19 protein-coding genes are annotated in these 23,857 nt (G+C 61.6%); 13 read left to right on the top strand and 6 right to left on the bottom strand.

The annotated features are described in order from the left end of the window. Window positions 1-8: 8 nt before the first annotated feature. Together P3T20_RS15295 and P3T20_RS15290 are read right to left on the bottom strand one after the other, a co-directional pair. Entirely contained in the window at window positions 9-1,460 is a 1,452-nt protein-coding gene (locus P3T20_RS15295) for an MmgE/PrpD family protein (RefSeq protein WP_429287216.1), read from the bottom strand. A gap of 58 nt (window positions 1,461-1,518) precedes the next feature. Further along, window positions 1,519-3,228 (bottom strand): carboxylesterase/lipase family protein, encoded by a 1,710-nt coding sequence (locus P3T20_RS15290; protein WP_429287215.1) that lies wholly within the window; start codon window positions 3,226-3,228, stop codon window positions 1,519-1,521. A gap of 436 nt (window positions 3,229-3,664) precedes the next feature. Here P3T20_RS15290 and P3T20_RS15285 point away from each other — a divergent pair, with 436 nt between their 5' ends. The 3 genes from P3T20_RS15285 (at window position 3,665) to P3T20_RS15275 (ending at window position 4,569) form a co-directional block, all read left to right on the top strand. Next, window positions 3,665-3,922, top strand: coding sequence for a hypothetical protein (locus P3T20_RS15285; protein ID WP_074267190.1), 258 nt, complete (start codon window positions 3,665-3,667; stop codon window positions 3,920-3,922). A gap of 63 nt (window positions 3,923-3,985) precedes the next feature. Next, a complete protein-coding gene (locus P3T20_RS15280) occupies window positions 3,986-4,246 on the top strand; it encodes a hypothetical protein (protein ID WP_074267191.1) in 261 nt (86 codons plus the stop codon). 62 nt (window positions 4,247-4,308) lie between these two features. Further along, entirely contained in the window at window positions 4,309-4,569 is a 261-nt protein-coding gene (locus tag P3T20_RS15275) for a hypothetical protein (RefSeq protein WP_074267192.1), read from the top strand. Between the two features lie 67 nt (window positions 4,570-4,636). Here the strand turns inward: P3T20_RS15275 and P3T20_RS15270 are convergent, their stop codons facing one another. Both P3T20_RS15270 and P3T20_RS15265 read right to left on the bottom strand, forming a co-directional pair. Further along, window positions 4,637-5,575, bottom strand: a complete 939-nt coding sequence (locus P3T20_RS15270) for an NAD(P)/FAD-dependent oxidoreductase (RefSeq protein WP_429287214.1) — start codon at window positions 5,573-5,575, stop codon at window positions 4,637-4,639. A gap of 51 nt (window positions 5,576-5,626) precedes the next feature. Next, window positions 5,627-7,933, bottom strand: coding sequence for a hypothetical protein (locus P3T20_RS15265; RefSeq protein WP_429287213.1), 2,307 nt, complete (start codon window positions 7,931-7,933; stop codon window positions 5,627-5,629). A gap of 325 nt (window positions 7,934-8,258) precedes the next feature. Here P3T20_RS15265 and P3T20_RS15260 point away from each other — a divergent pair, with 325 nt between their 5' ends. Together P3T20_RS15260 and P3T20_RS15255 are read left to right on the top strand one after the other, a co-directional pair. Continuing rightward, complete coding sequence (locus P3T20_RS15260; protein ID WP_429287212.1) at window positions 8,259-10,541, top strand: molybdopterin cofactor-binding domain-containing protein; 2,283 nt, start codon at window positions 8,259-8,261, stop codon at window positions 10,539-10,541. A 15-nt stretch (window positions 10,542-10,556) separates the two neighbouring features. After that, entirely contained in the window at window positions 10,557-11,015 is a 459-nt protein-coding gene (locus P3T20_RS15255) for a (2Fe-2S)-binding protein (RefSeq protein WP_429287211.1), read from the top strand. A 31-nt stretch (window positions 11,016-11,046) separates the two neighbouring features. Here the strand turns inward: P3T20_RS15255 and P3T20_RS15250 are convergent, their stop codons facing one another. After that, a complete protein-coding gene (locus P3T20_RS15250; RefSeq protein ID WP_429287210.1) occupies window positions 11,047-11,244 on the bottom strand; it encodes a hypothetical protein in 198 nt (65 codons plus the stop codon). Between the two features lie 369 nt (window positions 11,245-11,613). Here P3T20_RS15250 and P3T20_RS15245 point away from each other — a divergent pair, with 369 nt between their 5' ends. Beyond that, on the top strand, window positions 11,614-13,770 hold the full coding sequence (locus tag P3T20_RS15245) for a protein kinase domain-containing protein (RefSeq protein WP_429287209.1): 2,157 nt from the start codon (window positions 11,614-11,616) through the stop codon (window positions 13,768-13,770). 53 nt (window positions 13,771-13,823) lie between these two features. Here P3T20_RS15245 and P3T20_RS15240 read toward each other — a convergent pair whose 3' ends face one another. Continuing rightward, window positions 13,824-15,767 carry an SUMF1/EgtB/PvdO family nonheme iron enzyme gene (locus P3T20_RS15240; protein WP_429287208.1) on the bottom strand — a complete coding sequence of 648 codons (1,944 nt, stop codon included), beginning with the start codon at window positions 15,765-15,767 and terminating at the stop codon, window positions 13,824-13,826. 163 nt (window positions 15,768-15,930) lie between these two features. Between P3T20_RS15240 and P3T20_RS15235 the strand changes: the two genes are divergently transcribed. The 7 genes from P3T20_RS15235 (at window position 15,931) to P3T20_RS15205 (ending at window position 23,827) form a co-directional block, all read left to right on the top strand. Next, window positions 15,931-16,356, top strand: coding sequence for a DUF4399 domain-containing protein (locus P3T20_RS15235; RefSeq protein WP_083611596.1), 426 nt, complete (start codon window positions 15,931-15,933; stop codon window positions 16,354-16,356). 45 nt (window positions 16,357-16,401) lie between these two features. Then, window positions 16,402-16,827: a DUF4399 domain-containing protein gene (locus P3T20_RS15230; protein WP_429287207.1), complete on the top strand. Its 426-nt coding sequence runs from the start codon at window positions 16,402-16,404 to the stop codon at window positions 16,825-16,827. Window positions 16,828-17,089: 262 nt separating this feature from the next. Continuing rightward, window positions 17,090-17,371, top strand: a complete 282-nt coding sequence (locus P3T20_RS15225; RefSeq protein WP_429287206.1) for a hypothetical protein — start codon at window positions 17,090-17,092, stop codon at window positions 17,369-17,371. A gap of 197 nt (window positions 17,372-17,568) precedes the next feature. Next, entirely contained in the window at window positions 17,569-18,960 is a 1,392-nt protein-coding gene (locus P3T20_RS15220; protein WP_429287445.1) for an efflux transporter outer membrane subunit, read from the top strand. A gap of 221 nt (window positions 18,961-19,181) precedes the next feature. After that, a complete protein-coding gene (locus tag P3T20_RS15215) occupies window positions 19,182-21,680 on the top strand; it encodes an FHA domain-containing protein (protein WP_429287205.1) in 2,499 nt (832 codons plus the stop codon). Beyond that, window positions 21,658-23,031 (top strand): HlyD family efflux transporter periplasmic adaptor subunit, encoded by a 1,374-nt coding sequence (locus P3T20_RS15210; protein ID WP_074267203.1) that lies wholly within the window; start codon window positions 21,658-21,660, stop codon window positions 23,029-23,031. Before P3T20_RS15215 ends, P3T20_RS15210 begins: the two co-directional genes overlap by 23 nt. A 43-nt stretch (window positions 23,032-23,074) precedes the next feature. Beyond that, a complete protein-coding gene (locus P3T20_RS15205; RefSeq protein WP_429287204.1) occupies window positions 23,075-23,827 on the top strand; it encodes a peptidylprolyl isomerase in 753 nt (250 codons plus the stop codon). The last annotated feature ends 30 nt before the right edge of the window (window positions 23,828-23,857 follow it).

Here is a 23,857-nt window from a genome sequence, read left to right as displayed (position 1 = left end):
CCGTTCGGTCACGTCGTGATCAACGGGCGCAACTGGCGGATGTTGTCCAGCGTCTCCAGCCTGTTGATCCGCTCGATGAGCTGTTCCGTTCTGGCAGCCCCGAGGACCGGAGCCATCAGGTCACGCGCTTTCGCGCTAACGGCCTCGGTGCTGAGCGGATTCTCCTTGGTGCCGGGCGGGAACCTGGTGAAATGCTCGACGGTTCGTCCGTCGGTCGTCGTGACCTGAACGATTCCGCCACGCGGTGCGGCCGGGTCCATCAGAGCAGCGTCCGGCACGACGGTGATTTTCGAACGTTGCGCAAGAATGCGCGGATCGTGCATCAGCGCGACATCGTGGCTGTCGGTAAACGAGACCGCGCCCTTAACGAGCGCGACTGCAACCAGATGCTGGCAATTGACGTCTGGCATGGCACTTTCACCTACGATGCCCTCAGCATCGGTAGGAATCTTGACGACAATGCTGCGGACATTGTCCGGGGTAAGACCGTATTGCTTGCGCAACGTGAGGAACGCGTCCAACGGCGACTGGATCGGATAGCCCACCGAATAGGTCTTGATTGCCGTCTCGGTGACGTAAAACCGGCTGCCGAGTCCGTCGAGCATCGCTTCCGGCTTGGGATTGGTGGATAGCGCGATGAAGAGGTTATTCGCGCCGTCGAGCACATCGTTGACGCCCGTCATGCCCGCCTGCACCATCGTGACCGCTGTGACGCCATTGCGTGCGCCCATGCCGGCAAAGTCGAATGCCTTCTCGATGTGGTCCTTGTCCTTCACCCAACTCCAGAGTCCGGACACCTGCTGGGAGGAATAGGAAACGGCATAGCGCATGCCTTGCTCGTCGAGCTGCGCGAGAGATGCGGCGGCGCCGAGCGCCCCGAAAGTGGAAGCCGTGCCCTCGGCGCTGCGATGCGATCCGCGCACCAGATCGGGTCCAAGCGCCATCAACAGGCGGCATGCAAGGTCGTACCCGAGCGCCACCGCGCGAATCAGATCCTGGCCGCTACGGCCCTCGTATTCACCCATTGCTAGCGCGGCAGGAACGACCGAGCTGCCGGGGTGCGCCTTGGTGACGGGTTCGAAGTCGTCGGTCTCGTCGGAGTGCGCGCACATCGCATTGGCGAGTGCCGCGTTGACCGTCGTCGTGCGAAAGCGTGCGCCAATCACGGATGCTTGCGGTGTGCCCCCTAGTTCCTGCACGTACTTCACGGCCAACTCGCCTGGCCTCATGCGCGAGCCGGACACCATTGCGCCGAAGGTGTCGAGGATACGGTGCTTGCATTCCACCACGACCTGCTCAGGCAGCGCATTGTCGCGAGCCGCAGTCATATAGCGCGCAAGCCGGCCCGTTATATCAGCGTCTTCTGCCGCAAACAGGCGCACAGGAGATACCGCCATTGCGGCGACGGCACCGGCGTATTGAAGCACGCGCCGGCGCGTCACCGTTCGATCTTCTGACATGCAGTCCTCACTTCATCGTCGTGGCCGGCAAATCGTTTTGGCAAGCCGGCTGATTGATTTATTGCATCGAGGCCCAGAAGGCGCAGTGATGCTCGTTGCTGTAAGCGTCGCCCGATACGATTTCAGTAGCACCGCCCGCTAACAGACCGAGCCGTTGCGTTTTGGTCGTATCGTAGCGAGGCCAGTTCGGTTGTGACGCCGTGTTGGGATCACCGGCTCGCGCAAAGCTGGCCCAGTAATTCATCATCATGTGCGACAGCTTTGTTTGCGCGCTGGTAAGCGGCAGATAACCGCTCGACTGCCCCGCGGAGACTGGCGTGGACGCATCGCCGCGCCAGATGTACTGGAGTTCGGACGAGTGCGCGGCGCCAATCTCAAACGACGGCGTGATCACCATGTAGGGTGTATGCGGTGCCGTTTCGTCGCGGAACTCGTAGGTGTAAGTGGGCACCCAGGCCGACAGCGCGTCTTCGACCGGAACCGAACCGCATGCAAAGCGCGAATCGGTTTGCACCGCGGCGAGCGCGACCCCTGGCGCCGGATACGCGGAGAGCGGATACTCGTTGAGCACGCGGTCTGCCTTGTCGCCTTCCATAGTGCGCACGTTCGACACATAGGTTTCGGGCGTCACCGGTTGGCGGATCATGTCGTTGCCTTCGTAGACAAACACGCGGGTCTCGTGGCGCACATTGCCGACGAGCACGGGTACGCGATTGAATTTACCCGAGTGGAACGCATCGAGTACCGGCACAGGCTGAGCCTCCCCTCCGACTACGGGGCGCCAGTTCAGATTGGTTTTCGCTTGTGCGTCGATGATCTGAGCCGGCGTCTTCTGCCGTAGACAGGCTAACTGGCTTGCTGGATCCGCGCAGCCGATCGCTTCGGCAAACGACTTGCCATGCGCAGCAGCGGTGTCATGGCTGATGATCGCGCAGTCGCCGATGCTCTCGATGACCGCCCGGTTGAATAGGCCCGCAGCGGCAGGCGAGGCGAGCAGCCAGCAGACTGAGCCTGCGCCAGCCGATTGCCCCCCGATCGTGACATTGTTGGCGTCGCCGCCGAATGCGCCGATGTTTTGCTTGACCCATTGCAACGCGCGGATTTTGTCGAGATCGCCATAGTCGCCGCTCGATTGACCATCCGAGGATTCCGTGTCGAGCGCGGGCAGCGAGAGATAGCCGAGTGCGCCAAGCCGGTAGTCGACCGTTACGACGATATTTCCGTGCGAAACGATCTGTACGGGTTGCATGTCGGTGCTTGCCCCGTTGATCCATCCGCCGCCGTGGAACCAGACGATTACGGGCAGACGCGCATCCACATGACGCGGTTTCCAGACGTTCAGGTAGAGACAGTCTTCATTCCAGCTCGCCGCGTTGCCGGGGCGCCAGAACACGGCCGCCTGTACGCATGCATTGCCGGGTTGGGTGGCGTCGCGAACGCCGGTCCATGCGATCGCGGGTTGCGGTGCGCGCCATCGCATATCGCCGACCGGCGGCGCTGCGTAAGGAATCCCTTGATAGACATCGACGATGCCATGCGTGCTGCCGCGCAGGGCGCCTTCGCTGGTTGTGATCACCACAGCTTCGGCGGTCGCCGTGCTGTTGCCGGCAGCTTGCGTGGCCGTGGCGGCCAGCATCAGCGTGCAGGCCACGCAGGCCACGCAGGCAACGTGGCTCACGATGGCGACACACCGGGTCAGGAAATTTCCAAGCGGACCGCGACTGTTCGAACTCAGGCGCGCACGAAAAGCGTTAGTGTCATTCGACATGCTGAATCGTCTCCTCTGAAGGTCGTTCCTCGGGCATGCGGTGTGCCGCGTGGTGGGCGTCTTCGCGATTCGCTGCCTTCGTGCCCACGTCGTTCTCGCTGATTCCTCAGTTGAATGATACCCGGACCGTGAAAAGGCGGCTGCCGAACGAACCGGCGGGACCTTCGCCCAGCGTTGCGCGGACTGTTCGGCCCAGGTGTCTGTCAACGGCGGACTGTTGTCACCCTCCCTGTCTGGCCATGAACAACACCCCGCTCAACGCTGCCCGCCTGGACCGAGGCCGGGACAACGTGGCCTTTCCCTTGTGCGGCAAGGCGCTGGGGCCCAATTGCACATGTTGGCTGCTCGCCTGGCACACCCTATGCGTTAGCTGGTGTGAGCGCGACACCCGATGCTCACTTAACGTAACCCGCATAACACTTTAGGAGTATTAACCATGAAATCGACTCTCATGATCAAGGATCTGCCGATCGCCGAAGAACTCGACAGCAAGGCAATGTCAGCCGTGCGTGGCGGTAGCGCAATCTCCATCGTCGGCGGCAATGGCCAGAACGTGGTCGGCGGCGGCGGCTTTGCCAGCCCGACGACGGGTATCCAGGTTGGACCGGCCGTCAACACGGTCGATGCAAGCTCGCATCTCAACCTGAGCCTCCCCACCATCCAGAATTTCGGTGGCACCCAACTGGTTGTCTAAACAATGTGCGTGCCAACCCCACGACGGGGTGGCCACATCAATCTTTTCTCCAAGGAGTTAATCATGCACTCGAACCTCATGATCAAAGATCTGCCCATCGCCGAAGAACTCGACAGCAAGGCAATGTCAGCCGTACGTGGCGGCAGCGCCATCGCTGTGGTCGGCGGCAATACCCAGAACGTGGTTGGCGGCGGCGGCTTTGCCAGCCCGACGACGGGCCTGCAGATCGGGCCGGCCGTCAACACGACCGACGCGAGTTCGCATCTCAACCTGAGCATCCCCACGGTCCAGAACTTTGGCGGCTTGCAAGGCGTATTGCTGTAACAGGTGCGCGCGTCACCCTTCGCGGAGGGTGACGCCCGTCCGCTCAACTCCAGGAGTCAGTCATGCAATCGACCCTTATGATCAGAGATCTGCCCGTTAGCGAACAACTTGACCGCAAGGGCATGTCCGCTATTCGCGGTGGCAGCGCACTCGCCGGCGTCGGCGGAAACTACGGCAACGTGTTCGGCGGCGGCGGCTTTGCCAGCCCCACCATCGGTATCCAGGTTGGGCCGATCGTGACGACCACCGACGCGAGCCAGCACGTCAACGTTAGCATTCCGAACATCCAGAATTTCGGCGGCTATCAGCTAAACGCGCTGTAATGGTCCGCGGTATCACCTTCCGGGGAGGGTGGTGCTGCACACTTCAAGCGTTGGGACCACACGCGCTTTATTCCGCCCAGAGCAGGTCGGCGTTCGCGTAGCACTCTGCAAGCGCCGCTGTGCGGGACACATAGAACTGCACGATCCAGTCCGAGTACAACGCCTCGATGAGACTGGAGCTTTCGGGGTGGCGGCGAAGTTGTGCCGCCATCGATGCCGCGCGGGCGCCGGATTCGACAGCGAATCGGAATCCGTCGCCCGTGGCGGGATCGAGTTGCACGGCGGCGTCCCCGCATACGAAGTAGCCGGGGCCGGCTGCCTGCTGAAGGCAACGCCAACGGCGGCAATCACGCCATCGCCTGCCGATGGGCCACACGCCATCCGGCCATTGGACGGCGGTCTCACGCTGGGTTGACAGGGACGTCCAGATGGTCTGCGTGGCGGTCGCCTTGATCCACAGCCAGCCTTGCTGCGCGATTTCCCAGTGATTTTGCGGCGCTTGGGAGCTTGCTGCTGCTAGTCCACGCTCTAGCCACAATGCCGGGGAACCGATCGACTCTTCGAGTTGCATGGCACGCCGAAGCCAGCCGTTTGATCCGCTGGCGTCGATCACAATGGGGCTCGTGACCGACAATTCTCCCCAGCACACGCCGGAAATTCTGCCTTGCGCAACGTGCGGCTCGAGTCGGCCGGTAACGAGCGGAACGTATCGCACGCCTGTCTCGACAGCTTCGATCCTGAAGCATTGATCGAACTTGTCGCGCATCAGTGCGCGACCGGACTGCGGTAAGGGTTCTGGGTCGAGCCAGATGTCGGCCGCGTGCGAAAGACGCGGAGCAAGAGCAGCAAGCAGCGTTACAGAGGCGTGTGAAAGGTATTCCGGTGCGCCGCTCGAACGGCCGCGTCCGAGCATGACGACCTCCAGTCCCGCACGCGCGGCTGTGATGGCCGCAGCGCAAGCAGCGGGTCCGTCGCCAATGACGACAACATCTGCGTCGCTGTTCATTGCATGTCGCTAGCTAGCGGATGGCGCGACGCGCGTCGCGCGTCAAGCGCCTCATAGATAAAGCGCCAGTGCTGCAGCACCTGGCGCGGCGGTGCGAACCTGGTTCAGCAGCGCGGTGGCGGTCGAATCGCAACACAGGGCCTGTGCATACGGCACGCGCAAGCGGCCCGGTGTAGTTTGCACCGGCTTTGGAGCATGGTCGACCGGAAGCACAAACAGGAAACGGTAAGCGGTTTGCGCCCCCGGCGCCCGGTCGTCGACACGACGCGCCGAGACCAGCCACAAGCGGGTATGGGCGGGTGTCTGTCCAGGATCGCAGGCAGCCACGGCGTGACGTAGTGCCCTGATGCGCCGGATCAGCTCGGCAGCATCGACGTGCTGCAAGGAACCGAACAGCATATTGCCAGCAAGCGCATTCGCTACGTAATCCGAACGATAGATGTCGGCGTATTCTGCCATACCGTCTGGCGTCAGATAAGGGCCATACTCACCGTCCCATCCGCGACAGTCCACGGCCATGCCCTTGACCACCAGCGGATGCGAAGGATGCAGGCCAATCTCCTCATCCAGCATCGGGATGGCGGTTGGAGCATCGGCACGATTGAAGGTGCGAGAAGCGTCCGGACTGAGCGCGGGCCAGAAGCTGTTCGAGGCCGCGCATAGCTTGACGTCTTCGGCGAACGGACTGCCGAGTCCATGCGTCGCGAGAAAGATGCCGCCGCGATCGCCCGAATACGTCACGTCCCAGCCGGGTGCAAATACATTGGACGAAGCATCCGACAGGAACGACACCATTCTCACGCTGGAAGCCACCGGTCCTGTGTGATGGTCGGTGCGGGCCGCGAGGCTGAATGCGACGGAGATCGTGGTGTCCCTGGAGGTGAATGCCGGCGCGCCGGTGAGCGGATCGCTATGGTCCGGATTGGCAGTCAACCGTTCGCCGCTGAGCGACGAAGGACCGCCATTTCTGAACTGCGATTTAGGATCGGTGTGCGTTTGCCGAAACCAGCGTTCCAGCTCGACCTGATCGGCATACGGATAGAAATCGGGCGCGGCGACGATCGAATAGGCGGGAAGAACGGGCAACGCAGATGGTCCGCCGAGCGCGACGCTAACCACGCCCTCGGCGCAATGGTCGATGAAGAACCGGGTGTCGTATCCGCCGTCTTTGACCTCGTCCAGAAATTTCACCCGGTTGTCCGGGTGCATGCACATGTTCAGCGGCGCCGCGCTTCCAGGTCCTGCGGGGTGACGGATGTTGATGAACTCCGGCGCGTTGCGCGGCTCGGGGTAGCGCAGCCAGTTCGGCGCGAAGTGTGGAAAGTAGAGTTGTCGCACTTCATCGACCCCCGCGAGAAAAACCCGGAACAGGGAATTGACGATGCGCATCGTGGTATAGCGCCGATTGACGATCTCGAGCAACCAAGGCCACTGGCGTGGCACTTTAAAGCTATATATTGGCGCGCTGTCGGCCTGCACGGACTCGATAAGCGGCAGAGGTTTGGGCATCACCAGCACGGCAGAACCGGATCGCACCAGCGCCACTGTATCTCCAGCCTGGCCGCTGCTCGTCATGGTGAACGGCGGTGCGTCGAGGTTCGTCGAGCGAGGCACCTTAACGCCCCATGTCGCCTGCGCCGCGCGCTTGAGCTTGTCGCCGACATGGTGTTGCATGAAGGAGAGCGAAACAGAGATTCCAGGAATACATTCCGGGCCTTCGAACAGCTTGTAGACAGGCGTCACGAAGTCCCGCTCATGATCACGCATTTGCTCGCCTTCGATTAGCGCTAGCGCGTGCGGTCCCTTTTGGCGACGCACAAGGAACGCGCCGAAACGTGCCGGTAGCACGCGGACGTGTGCCACGTCTCCGGCATTGGGCGAAAAGCCGCGACCAGGCGGATCGAACAGAGCTTCGACGTCGCCATTGCGGGCAATACCCAAGCGTGAAAACACCATGTCGGCGTGTACCTGGTGGCCGGTGCGGCGGGCCGGCCGATACTGGTAGGCAAGCACTGCGACGTTCAGCTCCGGCCAGTCGCCGGGCGGCCCTGCTAGTGAATAAACGTAGTTCTCCAATAGATCCAGTTCGTCGAGCGAGATGCTTTCACCCACGGACTGCTCCGCGGGACGCGCGAGCACGTGATAAAGCAGGCTACGTGCCGGGTCTCCGGGTTCGATGGCCCGGTATGTGGTGCGGCATAAGTCGCAGACAAGCGGATCGGTCCAGTCGATCTTCAGCGCACGGGCGAGTTCGCTCACGGTGTCCGCTGCGCGAAGATTGAGGCCGTGACGTGCGAATGCCGCTTCCCAGCCAGGGGCGATGCGATTCAGTAAATCGCGTACAAGATCAACGAGCATCGGCGACCTCCGCGTGGCGTTGCTGTGCGAACTCTGCTTCTGGCGTGCGATGCGTTGACGGTCTCTTGCCTGGTATGAATGCCGGTTTCGGCGCGTTACTGCCCAGATTAATATAGGTGATTCATGTGCTTGCGGTACTAGCGGATGTCCCTGGTCGTATCGCGGTGTTCCTGTTTGCAGGAAGCGTTGTTCTTTTCAAAACGATCTGGAGTCCGTTATTTCAATTGCGCGCAAGCGCGCGCGTTCTTCTATTGATGGTCGGTAGACGCCAGCCGACGCGGCAACAGGACTGATCGACGATGAACTACCGGCTCCCAGCCCTCTCATGCTAACGCGCAGAACCTTCCTGATCGGTGGTATCGGCGTCGCCGGCGCCCTGGTCGTGGGGTGGTCGGCGTTGCCGCTGCGCCAGCGTCTGGCAGGCTCCGCGCCATTGCCGGTACAGGGCGCGCAGGTGCCGCTCAACGGCTGGGTCAAGGTTTCGTCGGACAACAGCGTGACAGTGATGATGTGCAAAGCGGAAATGGGCCAGGGCATCTATACCGGAGCGGCCATGCTGCTCGCAGACGAGATGGATGCCGATTGGGCGCGGGTGAAGGTCGAGCAGTCGCCGATCGACAAGATCTACAACAATCTGGATAACATCATTGGCGATCTTCCGTTTCGCCCCGACGATCACGGTGTCTTCGAAGAGTTGACCGTCTGGATGTTACGCAAGGCTTCGCGTGATTTCTTCGGCACGATGATCACGGGCGGCTCCACGAGCATCAACGACCTGTGGCAGCCGATGCGCGAAGCCGGCGCAAGCGCGCGCATGATGTTGTGCGGCGCGGCAGCCGAACAATGGCACGTACCGGCGGGCGAATGCCGCGCCGAGAACAGCCGCGTGCTGCATCCGTCGGGACGTTCGGCAAGTTTCGGCGAGTTGGCCGAACTCGCGGGCCAGCAATCGCTGCAGACGCACGTCGTGCTGAAGACACCAGCGCAGTTCAGGCTGATCGGCAAACCGGTCAAGCGTATCGATGGGCCGTCCAAGCTCGATGGGAGTGCGAAGTTCGGTATCGACGCGTTGCCGGACGGGTTGTTGTACGCGAGCGTGCTGATGTGTCCGACACTGGGAGGAACGCTCAAGGATTGCGACGACTCGGTGGCCCGCGCTTTGCCAGGGGTCGTCAAGGTGCTGAAGGTCGATGCCTATAACGGCGGCACCGGCGGTGTAGCGGTGATTGCGGAGAATGTCTTCATTGCGATGTACGCGCTCGATGCCGTTGCCGCCTTGGGGATTGAATGGAACCATGGTGCAGCGGCCGAAGTTTCGGATTCCGACGTGGTTCGCAGCCTCACGGATGCCCTGGAGCATTCGGAAGGGCATGCTTACTATAGCCGGGGCGATGTCGACGGCGCCCTGAAAACAGCTGCCCGGGTGGTGAGCGCCGAATACCGTGCGCCGTATCTCGCGCACGCGCCTCTTGAACCCATGAACTGCACGGTACAGGTCACGGCCGACGGCGCCAAAGTCTGGGTCTCCACTCAGGTCCCGGCACTCGTGCGGAAGCAGGTGGCGAAGGTGTTGCACATGGATACCGACAAGGTGGAGGTGCAGGTGTTACTCCTCGGTGGAGGGTTCGGCAGGCGCCTGGAAGTGGACTACGTATCGCAGGCGGCCGCCATCGCGAGTGAGGCTGACGGCAGGCCGGTGCAGACTATCTGGAGCCGTCCGCAAGACATGACGCACGACTTCTACAGACCCGCCTGCGTGTCCCGCTTCAAGGCCGGGCTGAATCGCGCAGGCGAGCTGGTGGCGTGGCGCAACCTGTCGGCCAGCCAGTCGGCCGTTGTTGCATCGCTCAAGCGCAACTATGGTATCCCCGACCCGCTGCGCGATCGCACCACGGTGGAGGGCGCGTTCGACCAACCCTACGAGTGGCCCAATCTGCGGGTTGCGCAAACCACGGTCGACCTGCCGGTTCCGGTCGGGTTCTGGCGTTCGGTAGGGCATTCGCATCAGGCATTTTTTGTCGAGAGCTTCATGGACGAACTGGCCGCGGCCGCAGGCAAGGATCCGGTGGAGTTCCGGGCGGCTTTGCTCGAGCATCATCCACGGCATCTTGCGGTGTTGCGGCGTGCCGCTGTGCTTTCGAACTGGGGGCGTCCGCTTGCGCGAACCTCTGACGGCGCTGCCTGCGCGCGCGGCATTGCGCTGCACGAGGCGTTTGGCAGCATCGTCGCGCAGGTGGCGGAGGTTTCGATCGGCGCGAACAAAACCGTGTGTGTGCGGCGGGTGGTCTGTGTGCTCGACTGCGGTACGCCCGTAAACCCGAACCTGATATGCCAGCAGGTGGAAAGCGGCATCGTGTTCGGCCTGTCGGCGGCATTGTACGAAGCCATCACGATCGACCACGGGCAGGTGCAGCAGCAGTACTACAGCGACTTCCCAATCGTGCATATGGACGACTGCCCCGTCATCGACACCGAAATCATGTCGAGTGAAGCCGAGCCTCAAGGCGTGGGCGAAATTGCCACGCCGCCCATAGCGGCGGCCGTGGCCAATGCGATTTTTGCGCTGACTGGTCAGCGCCTGCGCACGCTGCCATTGCAACTCGCGTAAGTGGTGGGAGAGAACATGCTAACGCTCGACATCAACGGCAAGAAGGTGATGGTGAAATCGGACCCGGCTACACCGCTGCTTTGGGTGCTGCGGTGTGAACTCGGTATGACGGGCACCAAGTTCGGCTGCGGGATTGGTGTGTGCGGAGCCTGCACGGTACATCTGGATGGTGCGGCCCAGGTGTCGTGCCAGGCTGTCATCTCCACGCTGGGCGACAGCAGAATCACCACGATAGAAGGACTCGGAGGCGCCGAGGCCGTCGCGCTCAAGGCCGCGTGGAGCAACATCGACGTGGTGCAATGCGGTTATTGCCAGAGCGCGCAACTGATGGCGGCCTCGGCACTTCTGAAGCAGAAGCCAACGCCGAGCGACAAGGACATCAACGACGCGATGTCGAACGTGGTGTGCCGTTGCGGCACCTATCCGCGTATCCGGGCGGCCATTCACGAGGCCGCTCGAAAGAAGACCGGATAAAGCGTTAGTGCTTGTTCGTGTCTATGTCTGACTATGATTTGGCGGTTGGAACGGGTTGACGCATGGATGAAAAGCCTTGCGGATATTCGAAGAGACGGGTTGGGTTTGGTGCTGGTTGCAGAAGCGAGCCGTACTGTGCGCCGCTTCGCGCGCCACCTACGATGGCTGTCATGGCCTGCCTGTCGAGTTCGACGCTGTCTGGAAGATCCTTGATTGCGATGATAGCCATGGTTGTTCCTTATGTCGTGATCGCCTGATTGCGTGGAATGAAGGTAGAGCTCTTCGGAATGTGACGGAGCAGCGGGAAATCCATAAAGGACTGCTTCGATTCAGTATAGACAATGCATCGCTCGCACGTGTTTTGCTCTGCACGGATGCGCCTCACGCGATGACTGGGAAGTGATGGGCTGAAACCAACACAATAGGGCGATGCTGTTAGAAGCGGCACAACACCTGTGTATCGCAGGACGCTCTTGTGACATTGTTGTGTAATCCTGAATTGCGGAAGGCATGGGTGCGGACTAGTATCGATCGTGAGCATGTAACTTCTTACGACAGGTTGATTACGGTTTATCGGGAGCTGCGTGGCTTTAAAAAAATGGCAAACCTTGCGCACGCGATTAGCGAATTCCAGAACGGCGAGCTGTCGCAAGATGACTTCATCGCACAGCTCGACAGCACGCTGACGAAGGACAGTGTTGGTTCGGCACGGCTACTGGAGATATTGGGTGAAGCACATACACACATGCCGCTGCCTCCGGAGGTGTACGCGGAAGTTCAGCGCAGGATCGAGCGGCTGAGCGGCGCCAACCTGACACTGGGCGGCGGCGAGACGCGTGTGCAGACAACGCCGCGATATTCCGCGTCCCTTGCGGGCAGTCCAGCGCAATCTGCAAGCGGTGCAGGACAATCGAGACAATCGGTGCAACCCGGACAAGCGGGTGCGCCTTCTGACGCTCAGCCCGCCACCAGTTCCGAGGCTGTCAAAGGCGTTGGCGACACGCTCAATAACCGCTTCGTGCTAGAGGAGTGCCTTGGCGTCGGTGGCATGGGCACGGTGTACAAGGCACTTGACCTGCGCAAGCTGGAAGCATCCGACCGCAAGCCCTACGTCGCCATCAAGGTCCTCAACGTACAGTTCCGCGGCAATCCCCAGTCGCTGATCGCGCTGCAACGTGAAGCCAAGAAAGCTCAGGTACTGGCGCACCGCAATATCGTCACCGTCTACGACTTCGACCGGGACGGTGCGGTCGTCTATCTGACGATGGAATATCTGTCTGGCAAGCCGCTCAGCCGTCTGTTGCGCAACAAGAATTTCAAGGGCATGCCATACGACGCGGCGCTGCCGATCGTCAAAGGCATGGCCAGTGCGCTCGCCTATGCTCACGAGCATGGCTTCGTGCACTGCGACTTCAAGCCAGGCAATGTATTGCTGACGGACAAGAGCGACGTCAAGGTGATCGACTTCGGTATCGCCCGGGCGTTTCAGCGGCCTGATGAGGAGAGCGATGCAACCGTGTTCGATCCGGGCACGCTCGGCGCGCTGACGCCTGCTTATGCGAGTCCCGAGATGCTCGAGCATATCGAGCCCGATCCGCGTGACGACGTGTACGCGCTCGGTTGCATTGTCTATGAGCTGCTGACGGGACATCACCCGTTCGGCCGGCTCGCGGCCACCCAGGCTCGCAGTGCCGATCTCAAGCCGCAGCGTCCCGAAGGTTTGGGTACGCGCCCGTGGCGGGCCTTGCGCGGCGCTCTCTCCTTCGATCGCCGTACGCGCATGCCGACCGTCAACCGGTTCGTCAGCGAATTCTCGGCCCAGCCGCGTATCACAAGGCAACGCATGCTGATTGCCGGGGGCGCTGCGCTCGCGGGGCTGAGCGTGGCTGCCCTCGGAGTCCTTTGGTACCGGATGCCTGGCAATTCTAACGGTGCGCCGAGTACAGCTTCAGCGCCACTGATTGCGGCGGCGCCGGCAACGCCGAAAGCGTTGACCGACCGCGTGCAAACGCCAGCGCCGCAAGCTGCATTGGCGTCAGGGGTGGCGTCGTCGTTAGCCGCGGTGTCGGCGCCGCTTCCACCTACGCTCGCATCGGTCGCCACATTGCTTGCGCACATGCCGTGTTCCGCGCTCGCCGCCTCGGTACAAAGCCATGCGGTAAAAGTGCATGGGTTCGTGCCGCAGGCAAACGGTATCGCCACGCTCAAGGATCGCCTGAGTGCGCTGCCGGGTGTGAGCACACTGAATGTCGACGTGACACCGGTTGCAGCGGACAAATGCGATGTCATTCAGTTCGTAGCGCCATACTGGACCCGCAACTGGCAGGCTGGCCACCCCGCCGCGCTTCAGGTGAAAGCGACTGACGGGCAACTTGCGGAGGGCGATCCTCTGGTGGTCAGCTTGACGACGCCGGACTATGAGTCGTACGTGAATATCGACTACTACCAGTTAGACGGCAGTGTCGTGCATATGGTGCCCAGTCCGCGCGCGCCAGATAATCAGGCACCGGCGAATTACGCAGCGACCGTCGGCGGCGCGGGGGACTGGGTGATTGCCAAACCGTTCGGAACCGAACTGGTGGTGCTGATGGTCACGCCGGCACCGCTCTTCAACGCACTCCGGCCGGAAAGCGAAGCGCGCGCGGAGTATCTGCGCGCACTCGACACACGTCTCACACAGATCGCGGGCAAGTATGGTCCGGATCACATCGTGGCCGACGTTACTCAGATCAACACCCAGCCTCGCAAGCAGTGAGGGCCGCGCAGCGCGGCCCCCTTCGACATCGCGGCTCATCTCCACTGGTTCGCTTACTTCAGATCTTTGACAACGCGGAAGCCGTTCTGCGACTGTCGCACGCTTTCGCTGTACTTAAAGCGCGTCGAAGCGAGCATGTAGTCGGCGCCTTCGAGCCACGAGCCGCCACGAATGACGCGCATGTTGCAACCGGACGCATCCCAGATACGACCGTCTGCCGGGGCGTCCTTGTACGAGCTGTGCCAGCAGTCACTCACCCACTGCCAGACGTTGCCACCCATGTCATACAGACCATAGGCGTTTGCCGCGAACGTTCCGACGTTTTCCGGTCCCGCTTCGTGCCATGGGTCTCCGCAGCCCTTGCAGTTCGCGTTGCCCTTGCGCATCTGATCGCCCCACCAGTATGGCGTCGAGGTGCCGCCCCGTGCGGCGTATTCCCATTCTGCTTCGGTGGGCAGGCGATAGGGTTTGCCGGTCACTTTGCTGAGCCACTTGATGTACTGCTGGACGTCGTCCCAGCTGAGATCGCGAGCGGGAGCTTTCGTGCCCGTTGCGTTTTCGCTCGACAGCTTCGGGCAGGCATTAGCCGTTACGCAGGCATTCCATTGTTCGACAGTCACGGGGTATTTGCCGATCGCAAACGGCGCGCCGACCGTAACGTGATGCGGTGGCCGCTCCGAGATGTCGCCCGCATTGCTGCCCATCGTGAACGAGCCGGCGGGTAGCAGCACCATCACTGGGCAAGCTGCGCAGTCCTTGCTCTCGCCGGCGACCGGAGTGTTGGCCACGGGATTAGCGGGCGCCTTGGGAGCAGCGGCGATAGGCGCGGGCGGCGGCGCAGGGGCAGGTGCGGGACTACTCGCCACAACCGCGTGACCTGGTTGCGCCGCGGAGGCCTGTGCTTTTGATGCGGGAGGTGGCGCGGGCGGCACAGTTGCCGGCGCGGTGCCCGGCGTCGGCGCTGACGCGGCGGCCTGCAAGCGCTCGATCCGTGCTTTCGCGAGCGCAGCAAAGCGGCCGTCAGGATAAGCCTTCAGGTAGGCCTGGTAATCGCTCGCGTAGTTGCTGTTCTTGATCGAGTCCCAGAACGTCAGTTCGTATTGTTCGCTGCTGTCCTTCGGCATGATGCCGCGGCTGCGCATGGAGACAATCGCTGCGCTAGCAAGCTCCGGGATTTCCTGGCTTGCCACAGCGCCACCCGGATAGCGTGCGAAGCGAAAGGTGCCGGCAAGCGACGACACTGACCAGGGTCTTTGCTTATCGCCGGTATCGGCGCGTACGCTTCGTTCGACCCCACGGATGATCCCGTCGATGTCGCGTTCCGGCGCATTGCCGAGCGCACGCAGTAGCGCGCGTGTGTAGACGCCGTGGCTGCGACCGTCGGCGGCAAAGCCGCCTGGGGCTGCAGCGTAGGCGATAAAAGTCTGCTGTGGCATCGGTAAGCCGGGCTTCTGGGTATCGGCGGTATGGAATGGATTTTCCAGGCAGGTATCGAGTATGACCACATTGGTCTTGCGCACTCGGGGTGCTGACATTGCGGCGAGCACATTGCTCAGGCCGATTCCATTGACGAGAAGAGAGGCGGGGGAGCGGGTGTCGACACCTGCCGGTACCAGGATCGTTTCGTTGCCGACCTGCAGACCATGTCCAGCAAAATAGAAGAGGCCGACACCACCGCTCGCAAGACGTGTGCGAAACGCGGCGAGCGCCTGTTGGATCTGTTGCGGCGTCCCATCCGTGAGGACGCTCACCTCGAAGCCTAGCGAAGCCAGCAGTGCGCCCATGCTGCGGGCGTCGTTGGTCGCACTGCCAGGCGGAGTGGCTGCGCTGTCGCTATTGCCGATGACGAGCGCGACGCGCCGCTCGGCCGTGCTTTCCACGGCTCGCGTTGTCGTCTGAAGAATCGCGCTGCTGCCAGATCGAGTGACCGCATTGGCATCCGTCCACGACACGTGTAGGGCCCCGGCTATGCATACGAGCAGGAATTTTCGCCACATATTCAAATCCTGGTTGTCCGTACCGAACCTGCTTCCCGATGAAACAACGATAGCACGCGCCACATGCGTCACAAGGTTAACGAATGGTTCGTTTCTTTTTGTGAAGTTACGTTCTAAGCTAAAGGACGAAATACGAGCTCCGCACTCCCAAAGGAGGCGCAACATGCCAGTAAGAACAGCGCTCAGTGTTCTGGCCGTGATCTGCCTGACGGCCGCGGCGCCAGTCCCGCACCAGTCGCCGTCGCCGCCCGGCGCCGAGGAGTACATCATCTGGCCACCCGACGGCACCGTGATTCACGGCGGCAAGCTCTGGGTGCGAATGGGCTTGCGCGGCATGGGCATCTGTCCGAAGGGCGTCAGTTTTCCCAATAGCGGGCATCATCATCTGCTGATCGATACCGATCTTCCGCCGCTCGACCAGCAGATCCCCTCCGACCGCAATCATCTGCACTACGGTGCGGGCGAAACCGACGCGCGCGTCGAACTCGCGCCGGGTACCCACACCCTGCAGCTTCTGCTCGGGGATGAGAACCACGTGCCGCAGGTTCCCGCGGTGTATTCGAAAAAGATCACCATTTACGTACGTTAGGACCGCTTTGTATGCTTCGGTCCGGGAAGACGGGGGGCAAGCACGATGAAGAAGATAATCGCTCTCGCTGCATTGGCCGCCATGGTCTGGCTGAATGCTGCCTTCGCGGCCGGCACGCCGTCGCCGCCCGGCGCATTCTGCTATATCGGCTATCCGAACGAAGGACAGACGATGCCTGCGGGCAAACCGTTTCGCGTGTGGTTCGGCCTGCGTAACATGGGCGTGGCACCCAAAGGCGTCAATTACCCGAACACTGGCCACCACCACTTGCTGATCGATACCAGCCTGCCCCCGCTCGATCAGGAGATTCCTTCCGATCGTAACCATCTGCATTTCGGCGCGGGCGAAACCGAAACGACGTTGGTGCTGCCGCCCGGGAAACACACGCTTCAGCTATTGATGGGCGACTACATGCATATGCCGCACGATCCGCCGGTCTACTCGAAGAAGATCACGATCTACGTCAAGTAACTACATCAATGCTGTGTCGGGCGTTGTCTGTTGGTGCGGCGCCAACGGTGTGAATGGATCGTGTTGGAACGCGGCAATCACATGGCGGCTTGCCTATCCTGATGATGCAAGAGGCTATGTCCTTCGATTTGCTGAGCAGCGGCGTGATTTCAGGCGATTGGGTGCTTTTGAGCGGGCAGCAGCGGGGTTATGGCACGACCTGTGCATAAGATGGGTGCGAGCAGACACGAGATGCTTCCACCCTCGACACCGGAGAACCGCAATGAACACGCTCATGATTTCAGATCTGGCCGTCACAGATGAACTTGACCGCAAGACGATGCGCGCGGTGCGCGGCGGCCTGACGGCAGGTGGCCTGATGTCCTTGTTTCCCTCCCTTAGCCAGTTCAAATTAGGCAATGGCATCACGATCGGCGCTTCGCAACTGATCAATCAAGGCCTGAACATCGACAACGTCAATGGCATGGACACGGCCTTCGCGACTGGCATGTCTTCGACGATCGCGCCGCATCAGTCCGCCAATAACAGTATCACGCTGATCTGACAGCTGCGCTCCGGCTACAGGCCGCAATCAAAACGCGCCTGCAACTGATCGTTCTGTCCATACAGCTGCGCTTACTGGAGAAAATCGTGTCTGCCTTGTTCTGTCTGGCAGCGGGTCATCGCACGCCGGTTGCGGCAGCGACGCAAGAAAGTACCTGCAGCCGTGTGCACGTCGAGCATCGAAGCTCAGCGCTGTGGGTGCTGGGGGCCGTGACGCTGTGTGCAGTACTGCTATGCGGTTGCGTCGACGTCAGCATGCCCGCCTATCAGCGCCCCGATACGCCGGCGAAGGAATCGTGGTCGAACGGGAGCGTGGCCGTATCCGCCGCCGCAACCATCGAGCCCGACTGGTGGAAAACCTTCCAGGATCCGTATCTGAACACTTTGATTGCGAAAGCGATAGCAGGCAATTTCGACATCAAGATCCTTGCCGCACGTATTCAGGTGGCGGGCGCCCAGATCGGCGAGGCGCAGGCGGGCGCCCTGCCTACCCTGGACGCAGGCGCTGGCGGTAACTTCCAGAAGAGCACAGGCGTGCCGTTCCAGCAGCAGTACATGCTGGGGACCCAGGTCAACTGGGACATCGACATCTGGGGCAAGGTCGAGAAGGGCGTGCAGGCACAGAAAGCCGAATTTCATGCGACGGAAGCGGATTGGCGCGCGGGGTACCTGGAACTGGTTTCCAACGTCTCCGTGACCTATTTCCAGATTCTTCAGTACGACGATCAGATTACCCAGCAGGAGAAGACGCTGGCTACCAACCGGCAGATACTCACGATCTACGATGGTCAAAGCCGCAGCGGCCTGATTCCTCAAACCGTCGTTATGCGCCAACAGGCCGAAATCAACCGGTTGACGAACGAGTTGCTGGAACTGCGCCGCTCGCGCGATCTCGCGAACAATGCGCTTGCCACGCTGGTTGGCGTGCCGGCGGGTGAATTCCAGCTGCCGGACGGGCACTTGCAGCAACGCGTCCAGTTGCCGCCGGTCCCCGCGGGACTGCCCGCCCAGTTGCTGGCGCGGCGGCCGGATGTCGTGGCTGCGGAATTCCGTGTGCTCGAAGCCTACGACCTCGTCGGGCAGGCGAAGCTGGCCCAATTGCCCACCATCAGTCTGACGGGGCACGCCGGCACCGCGAGCTTTGCGCTGTCCTCCCTGCTGAAGGCGTTCACGTACGGCCTGATGCCCAGCATCGACTTTCCAATTTTCGATCCCGGCGTGCGCGCCCACGTGAAGACGAGCAAGGCACAAGGCGATCTTGCCGAGCAGCAGTATCGCCGCACGGTGATGGGTGCATTCGAAGAGGTCGAGAACGCGCTCGTCAATCTCGACTCGCATCGCAAGCAACGTGTGGAACTGCAACAGGAAGTAGCGCGGTTGCGCCTCGTTGCCGATCAGATCGAAGCGCAGTTGAAGGAAGGCGTGGTGTCGCAGCTTGAAGTGTTCGAGACGGAGCGCACGCTGCTCGAGGCGCAACTCGCGCTGCTGGCCAATCATCAGCAGATTCTCTCGGACACCGTGCTGCTCTACAAGGCGCTTGGCGGTGGCTGGCCCGCGCTCGATGTGCAGGCTGAAGTGAAGGAAAACTAAGGGAATACTGAGGTAAAGCGTAGGCACACGCAGACAACATCAAGGCAAAGGCAACACTAGGGGCAAACGGATAATTGACTCCCGCAATGCGTGTCTTACAATTTGATTGTCATCGCCCGTCCGACGGTTCGTCGCGCCAAAGCATTCGCGCCGCGGGTTTCGCCGGCCTTTCGCTGAGTCATTCGTGGCGGCAGCGAATCAACGCTTCGTGATGAAGACAAATGAATCCCGGCGAGGCTCCAATTGCAGAGTTGAGGGTGACCCACGAGCGCGAGTTCGATGTGGTGCTTTCGCCTGTCTCGAACCCGGAGCTGGGTACGATCCGTATCGGCGATTGCCTGTTTGCGGTCGGCCGCGGTGAGTCTCCTTTTACCGGCTATCCTGACGAATTGATCGCTGCGTTGTCGCGCAGGCATGCCAGAGTCTTTGTCGAGCACGGTGTCGCTTATGTCGCCGATCTCGATAGCAAGAACGGCACGACGGTCAATGGCACAAGCGTACGGCAGACGCCACACCACCTGCGCGACGGGGACGAAGTCTGCTTTGGCGGTACGTTGTGCTATCGCGTGGGCATTCAATCACGTGCGCAGGTCGAGGCCTACACGGCACAGCCCGTCACCCTCACGCTCGTTCCCGAGCGCGGCGACCTTGGGCTTCAGCCTATCGAAGTCCACACCTTCCCGTTTCTCGTCAGCAAGATCGACGAACTGTTCTCACGCTACAAGACGCGCTATCCGCATCAGGTCAATTACATATCGCGGCGTCACGCTCACATCTTTCTGAACGCTGGCGTTCCCTGCATCGAGGATCTCGGCAGTACGAACGGTACCTTCATCGCCGGAAAGCGGCTCGAGGCATCGGCAGTTTCCCTACATGACGGCGATGTCCTTGCATTCGGCGGGGACCACTTCGTCTACAAGGTGCAATTGCAAAAGGCGTCCGACCTCGAGGCTACCGTGACCGCGATATCCGTTTCCGACCCTACCCAGTGTGAGCTGCTCGATACCGACAAGACCACCTTCGTCGGCGCCGCGCATTCATTTCTCGAGATCTTTTGCGTCGATCAGGTCGCGCAGCGAGAGGATGAGGTCAACGAGGCGGTCTCCCACGTTCCACACGCAGCGGATCACGACACACGAGCCGCGGACAGCCCGCGCAAATGGCGCGTGTTCGCTGCCGAGTGGATGCGCGTGTTCTCGGGCGGCGATCGCACCGCAATCCGACGCGGCGCGGCGTGGGGAATAGCGGGCCTGGTGCTGCTGCTGGTCGTGGCGATTACGCTCTATATGAGAGGCGCGTCGCAACGCGAGGTGAAGGCGCTGCTGGCGGAAGGCAACTATTCCAATGCCGTCAGGCTGGCGAACAAGGATCTCGAGCGTCATCCTGCCGATGCGCCGATGGAAGCTCTTGCAAGCGAAGCGCTGATGAAGGCCTCTGTGCCCGTATGGCTTTCGGCATTGCGCAGAGGTAATTTCGATCAGGCGGCGGCGACGCTCGCCGGTGCAAAGGACCAGGCCAGGCCCAACCCCGACGCGAGGCCGCTCGTCGATGAACTGGCATGGGTGGGGGATCTGGAACAGTTCGTCGTAGGCAGAGGGGGCTCGCAAGCGCCTATCCGGATGAATGCGGATGAGGACCGCATCACCCAACTCCTTGAGCGCTGGAACGCCGACCCGCAGGCACATCAACACGCGCTGGACCGTATTTCGTCATACGTGCCCGAATTCGCTGAGCCGTACGCGCTGGCGATGAGTCACCTGCGTGCGCTGCAGCGCGACAACTCTGTGTATCTGCCGGCGATCGCACGACTGAACGCGGCCATCGCCACTGAGTTGCCGCAAGGCAACTTCGACGCGCTGCGAGCGATGTTTAGCAACTACGCCGAGAAATACCCGCGTCTTGCCGGTCTTGATGCACTGCGAGCGGATCTTCAGCGATACGCCGCCCTCGCCGACGAGGCGCGTGCGCGCAAGCTCGGTCCCCTGCTGGCGCTGATGAAATCCGCGCACTTTGCGACGCCGCCGTTCCAGCAACAGTACCGGTCGTTCGCCGCGACGCAGCTTCCTTCTGATGCGCTGATACGTCAGCACGACCTCGTCGCCGCGGCGTGGCAGCGCGGCGACGGGCGGCAGGCGCTCGCCGGCTTGCAGTCGATGCCGCCTTCGCCATGGTCCGACGTACTCGCCCAGGAGCAGGCGCACAAGCAGGCTGTGTTCGATCAATTCGGTGCGCTGCAAAAAACGCGCGGCACGAAGGACTACGATCAGCAACTGCTGACCTTCTACGGCGCGCTGGACGCCACCGACGACGCCTGGTTCGTGCAGGCAATCGGCACCGACGTGTCCTCGATCCGCGACAAGGCGCTGGCCCGCGCGCAAGACGGGCTCACGCATGCGCAGGCCCTGTGGCGTCAATATCGTGAGAACGGTGCGATCGGGGGCACCCAGCGGCTCGAGTCAGGCATCTCCGCACAGTTTCGTAACCAGGCCAGAACGCTATCCGAAGCACAGTCGGTGGCTCAACAAGGAATGCGCATCTATACGCAGTTGCGCGCCGACCATTCCGGCGACTGGGACAGCCTGCTCGCCGCCATCAACGCCGAGGTGGAATTGCAGCGCCGTTCGCTGCAGGAGTTGCGCATGGTACTGGACCCGGATCTGTTGCGCGCAAAGCTCGCCCTGATCGGAGGCACCGGCAGTGAAGCGGGAAATTCACCTTAAACCGCTTGCCGAGGCGCTGGAAGATCACAGCGCCGAAGGCATCGCGATCCTGACTGCCGAGCCGGTGCGGTTGGCACGCGCGCTCGTGCTCCTCATGGTCGGGCTCGTGATCGCCGGTCTGCTCTGGTCTTTTTTCGGGCGCGCCGACGTGATCGTGAATGCGCAAGGCACGCTTGCGCCCGAGTCGGAGGTACGCCGCTTCTACGCGCCCATCGACGGCGAACTCGCGGACCTCTATGTGGCTGAAGGCCAACCGGTCTCGAAGGGGGACGTGCTGGCGCGCTTGAACGCCCGTGGTGCGATCGAGGCGGCGAGCAACGCCCTGCAGGCACAACTCAAACTCGAGGAGGCCGAGCGCGAGTGGCGCGAATTTCCCGAGAAGAAGGCGCTGATGGAGCGCAAGGCTGCGGCATTGAAGGAACAGATGGAAGTGGAGTCCAATCTGCACCAGAACCGCATGTCGGAGGGGACGACCAAGCTCGCCGAAGGGCAGCGGGCGCTGCTCGAAGAGGCGCGCAGCAATCTCGACAACGCGCGGCACGCACGCGACGCGGCACGCGACGAACAGGATAAATATGTGCGCCTGTTTGCGCAGCCGGGTGGCGGCGGTGTCGCGGAGCTCCAGGTCGAAGCGAAGAAAAACGCCTATCAGGAGGCGGAAAACGCCTACCGTGTGGCGCAATCGAAACTCTCCGAGCTGGACTTCCAGTTGAGCCACGAATATGCACAGGCCAATGCACAACTCGCCACGAGCGGCGAGCAAGCCACCGACCTGCAGATTCAATACGATTCCGCGGTACGCGATATCGCCACGGCCGAGGACAAGGTGCGGCTGGAACTGCAGAGTGCCCGTCTCGTGGCGGACGCAGCCGCGCGGATTCGCTTCGAGAATATCGACAAGGACAACTTTCTTTTGATCGTCGCGCCGGTGTCTGGCGTCGTCACGGATGTGACCTCGACGCAACCCGGCGACAAGGTACAGGCCAACACGCCGCTCGGGGCGATCGCACCGCAGGACGCAAGACCGGTGTTGAAGGTTGAGATTGCCGAGCGCGATAGGGCCTTTCTGCATGAAGGTCAGTCCGTCAAGCTGAAGTTCAATGCGTTTCCGTATCAGCGCTATGGGTTGATCAACGGCACCCTGGAGTACATCTCGCCGGCGACGAAACCTTCCGCACAGGATAAACAACCGGTCTACGAAGGGCGGGTTGCACTCGAACAGAACTACTACCAGGTAGCAGGCAGCCGATACGCGTTGCGTTATGGCATGACTGCCAATGCCGAAATCGTCGTGCGAGAGCGGCGTCTGATCGATCTCGGCCTCGACCCGTTCAGGCAACTGGCCGGATGACGCATGTGCGGCACGCAGGCCCTTTCTTCAAGGAGCGGATGAGATGACCGCGATAGTGCGAATCGATGACGAAGTCGTGGACGTCGCCGAGTTCATACGTCTACTGAAACTGACCGGACAGTTCGAGAGCCTGATTGAAGGCGTCGTGCGGGAGAAGCTGACCGTCCACGCGGCGAGAAAGCAAGGCGTCCGGCTATCCGAGGACGAAATACAGCAGCGTGCCGATCAGTTTCGCCGGGTACGCGGCCTGCATCGAGCGACCGACATGAATCACTACCTCGACGCGCTTGGGGTGAGTCTGGACGAGTTCGAGCGCTTCATCACCGACGGCCTCTACCAGGAGAAGATGCTCGCCACGATCGGAGACCGGGTCGCAGTGGAAGAGTACTTCTCGTTGAATTCGCCCAGGTTCGACGCGATCGAGGTCAGCCATGTCGTGCTGGACAGCGAGGGAAAAGCTCGCGAAATGATCTCAGTGCTGCGCGACGATCCCGACAGCTTCGCCGAGATGGCGCGCGAACACTCGATTGCCGAGACGCGAGAGCGCGGCGGCGTAATCGGCAAAGTGCTGCGCGGCTCGCTGAAGCCCGAGATCGAAGCGAAGATTTTCAATGCCGAAGCGGGTGACCTACTGGGGCCATTTGCGTCGCCTGACGGCTCCTGCTACGAGATTTTCGCGGTGACGGCGAAACATCCCGCAACGCTCGACGAGGATGTCGAGGCCGAAATCCAGCGCCTGCTGCGCGAAGAGTGGCTGATGGCGCGCGCCCAGGAACACGTGATCGAAGTGCGTTAGGCCCTGCGCTGGCAAGGTCGAGGTTCGCAA

It is taken from the genome of Paraburkholderia sp. GAS206C, from assembly GCF_050435645.1.
GTDB lineage: Bacteria > Pseudomonadota > Gammaproteobacteria > Burkholderiales > Burkholderiaceae > Paraburkholderia > Paraburkholderia phenazinium_B.
The sequence above is the reverse complement of the archived record's forward strand: the minus strand, read 5'-3'. Positions and strand labels throughout refer to the sequence as shown.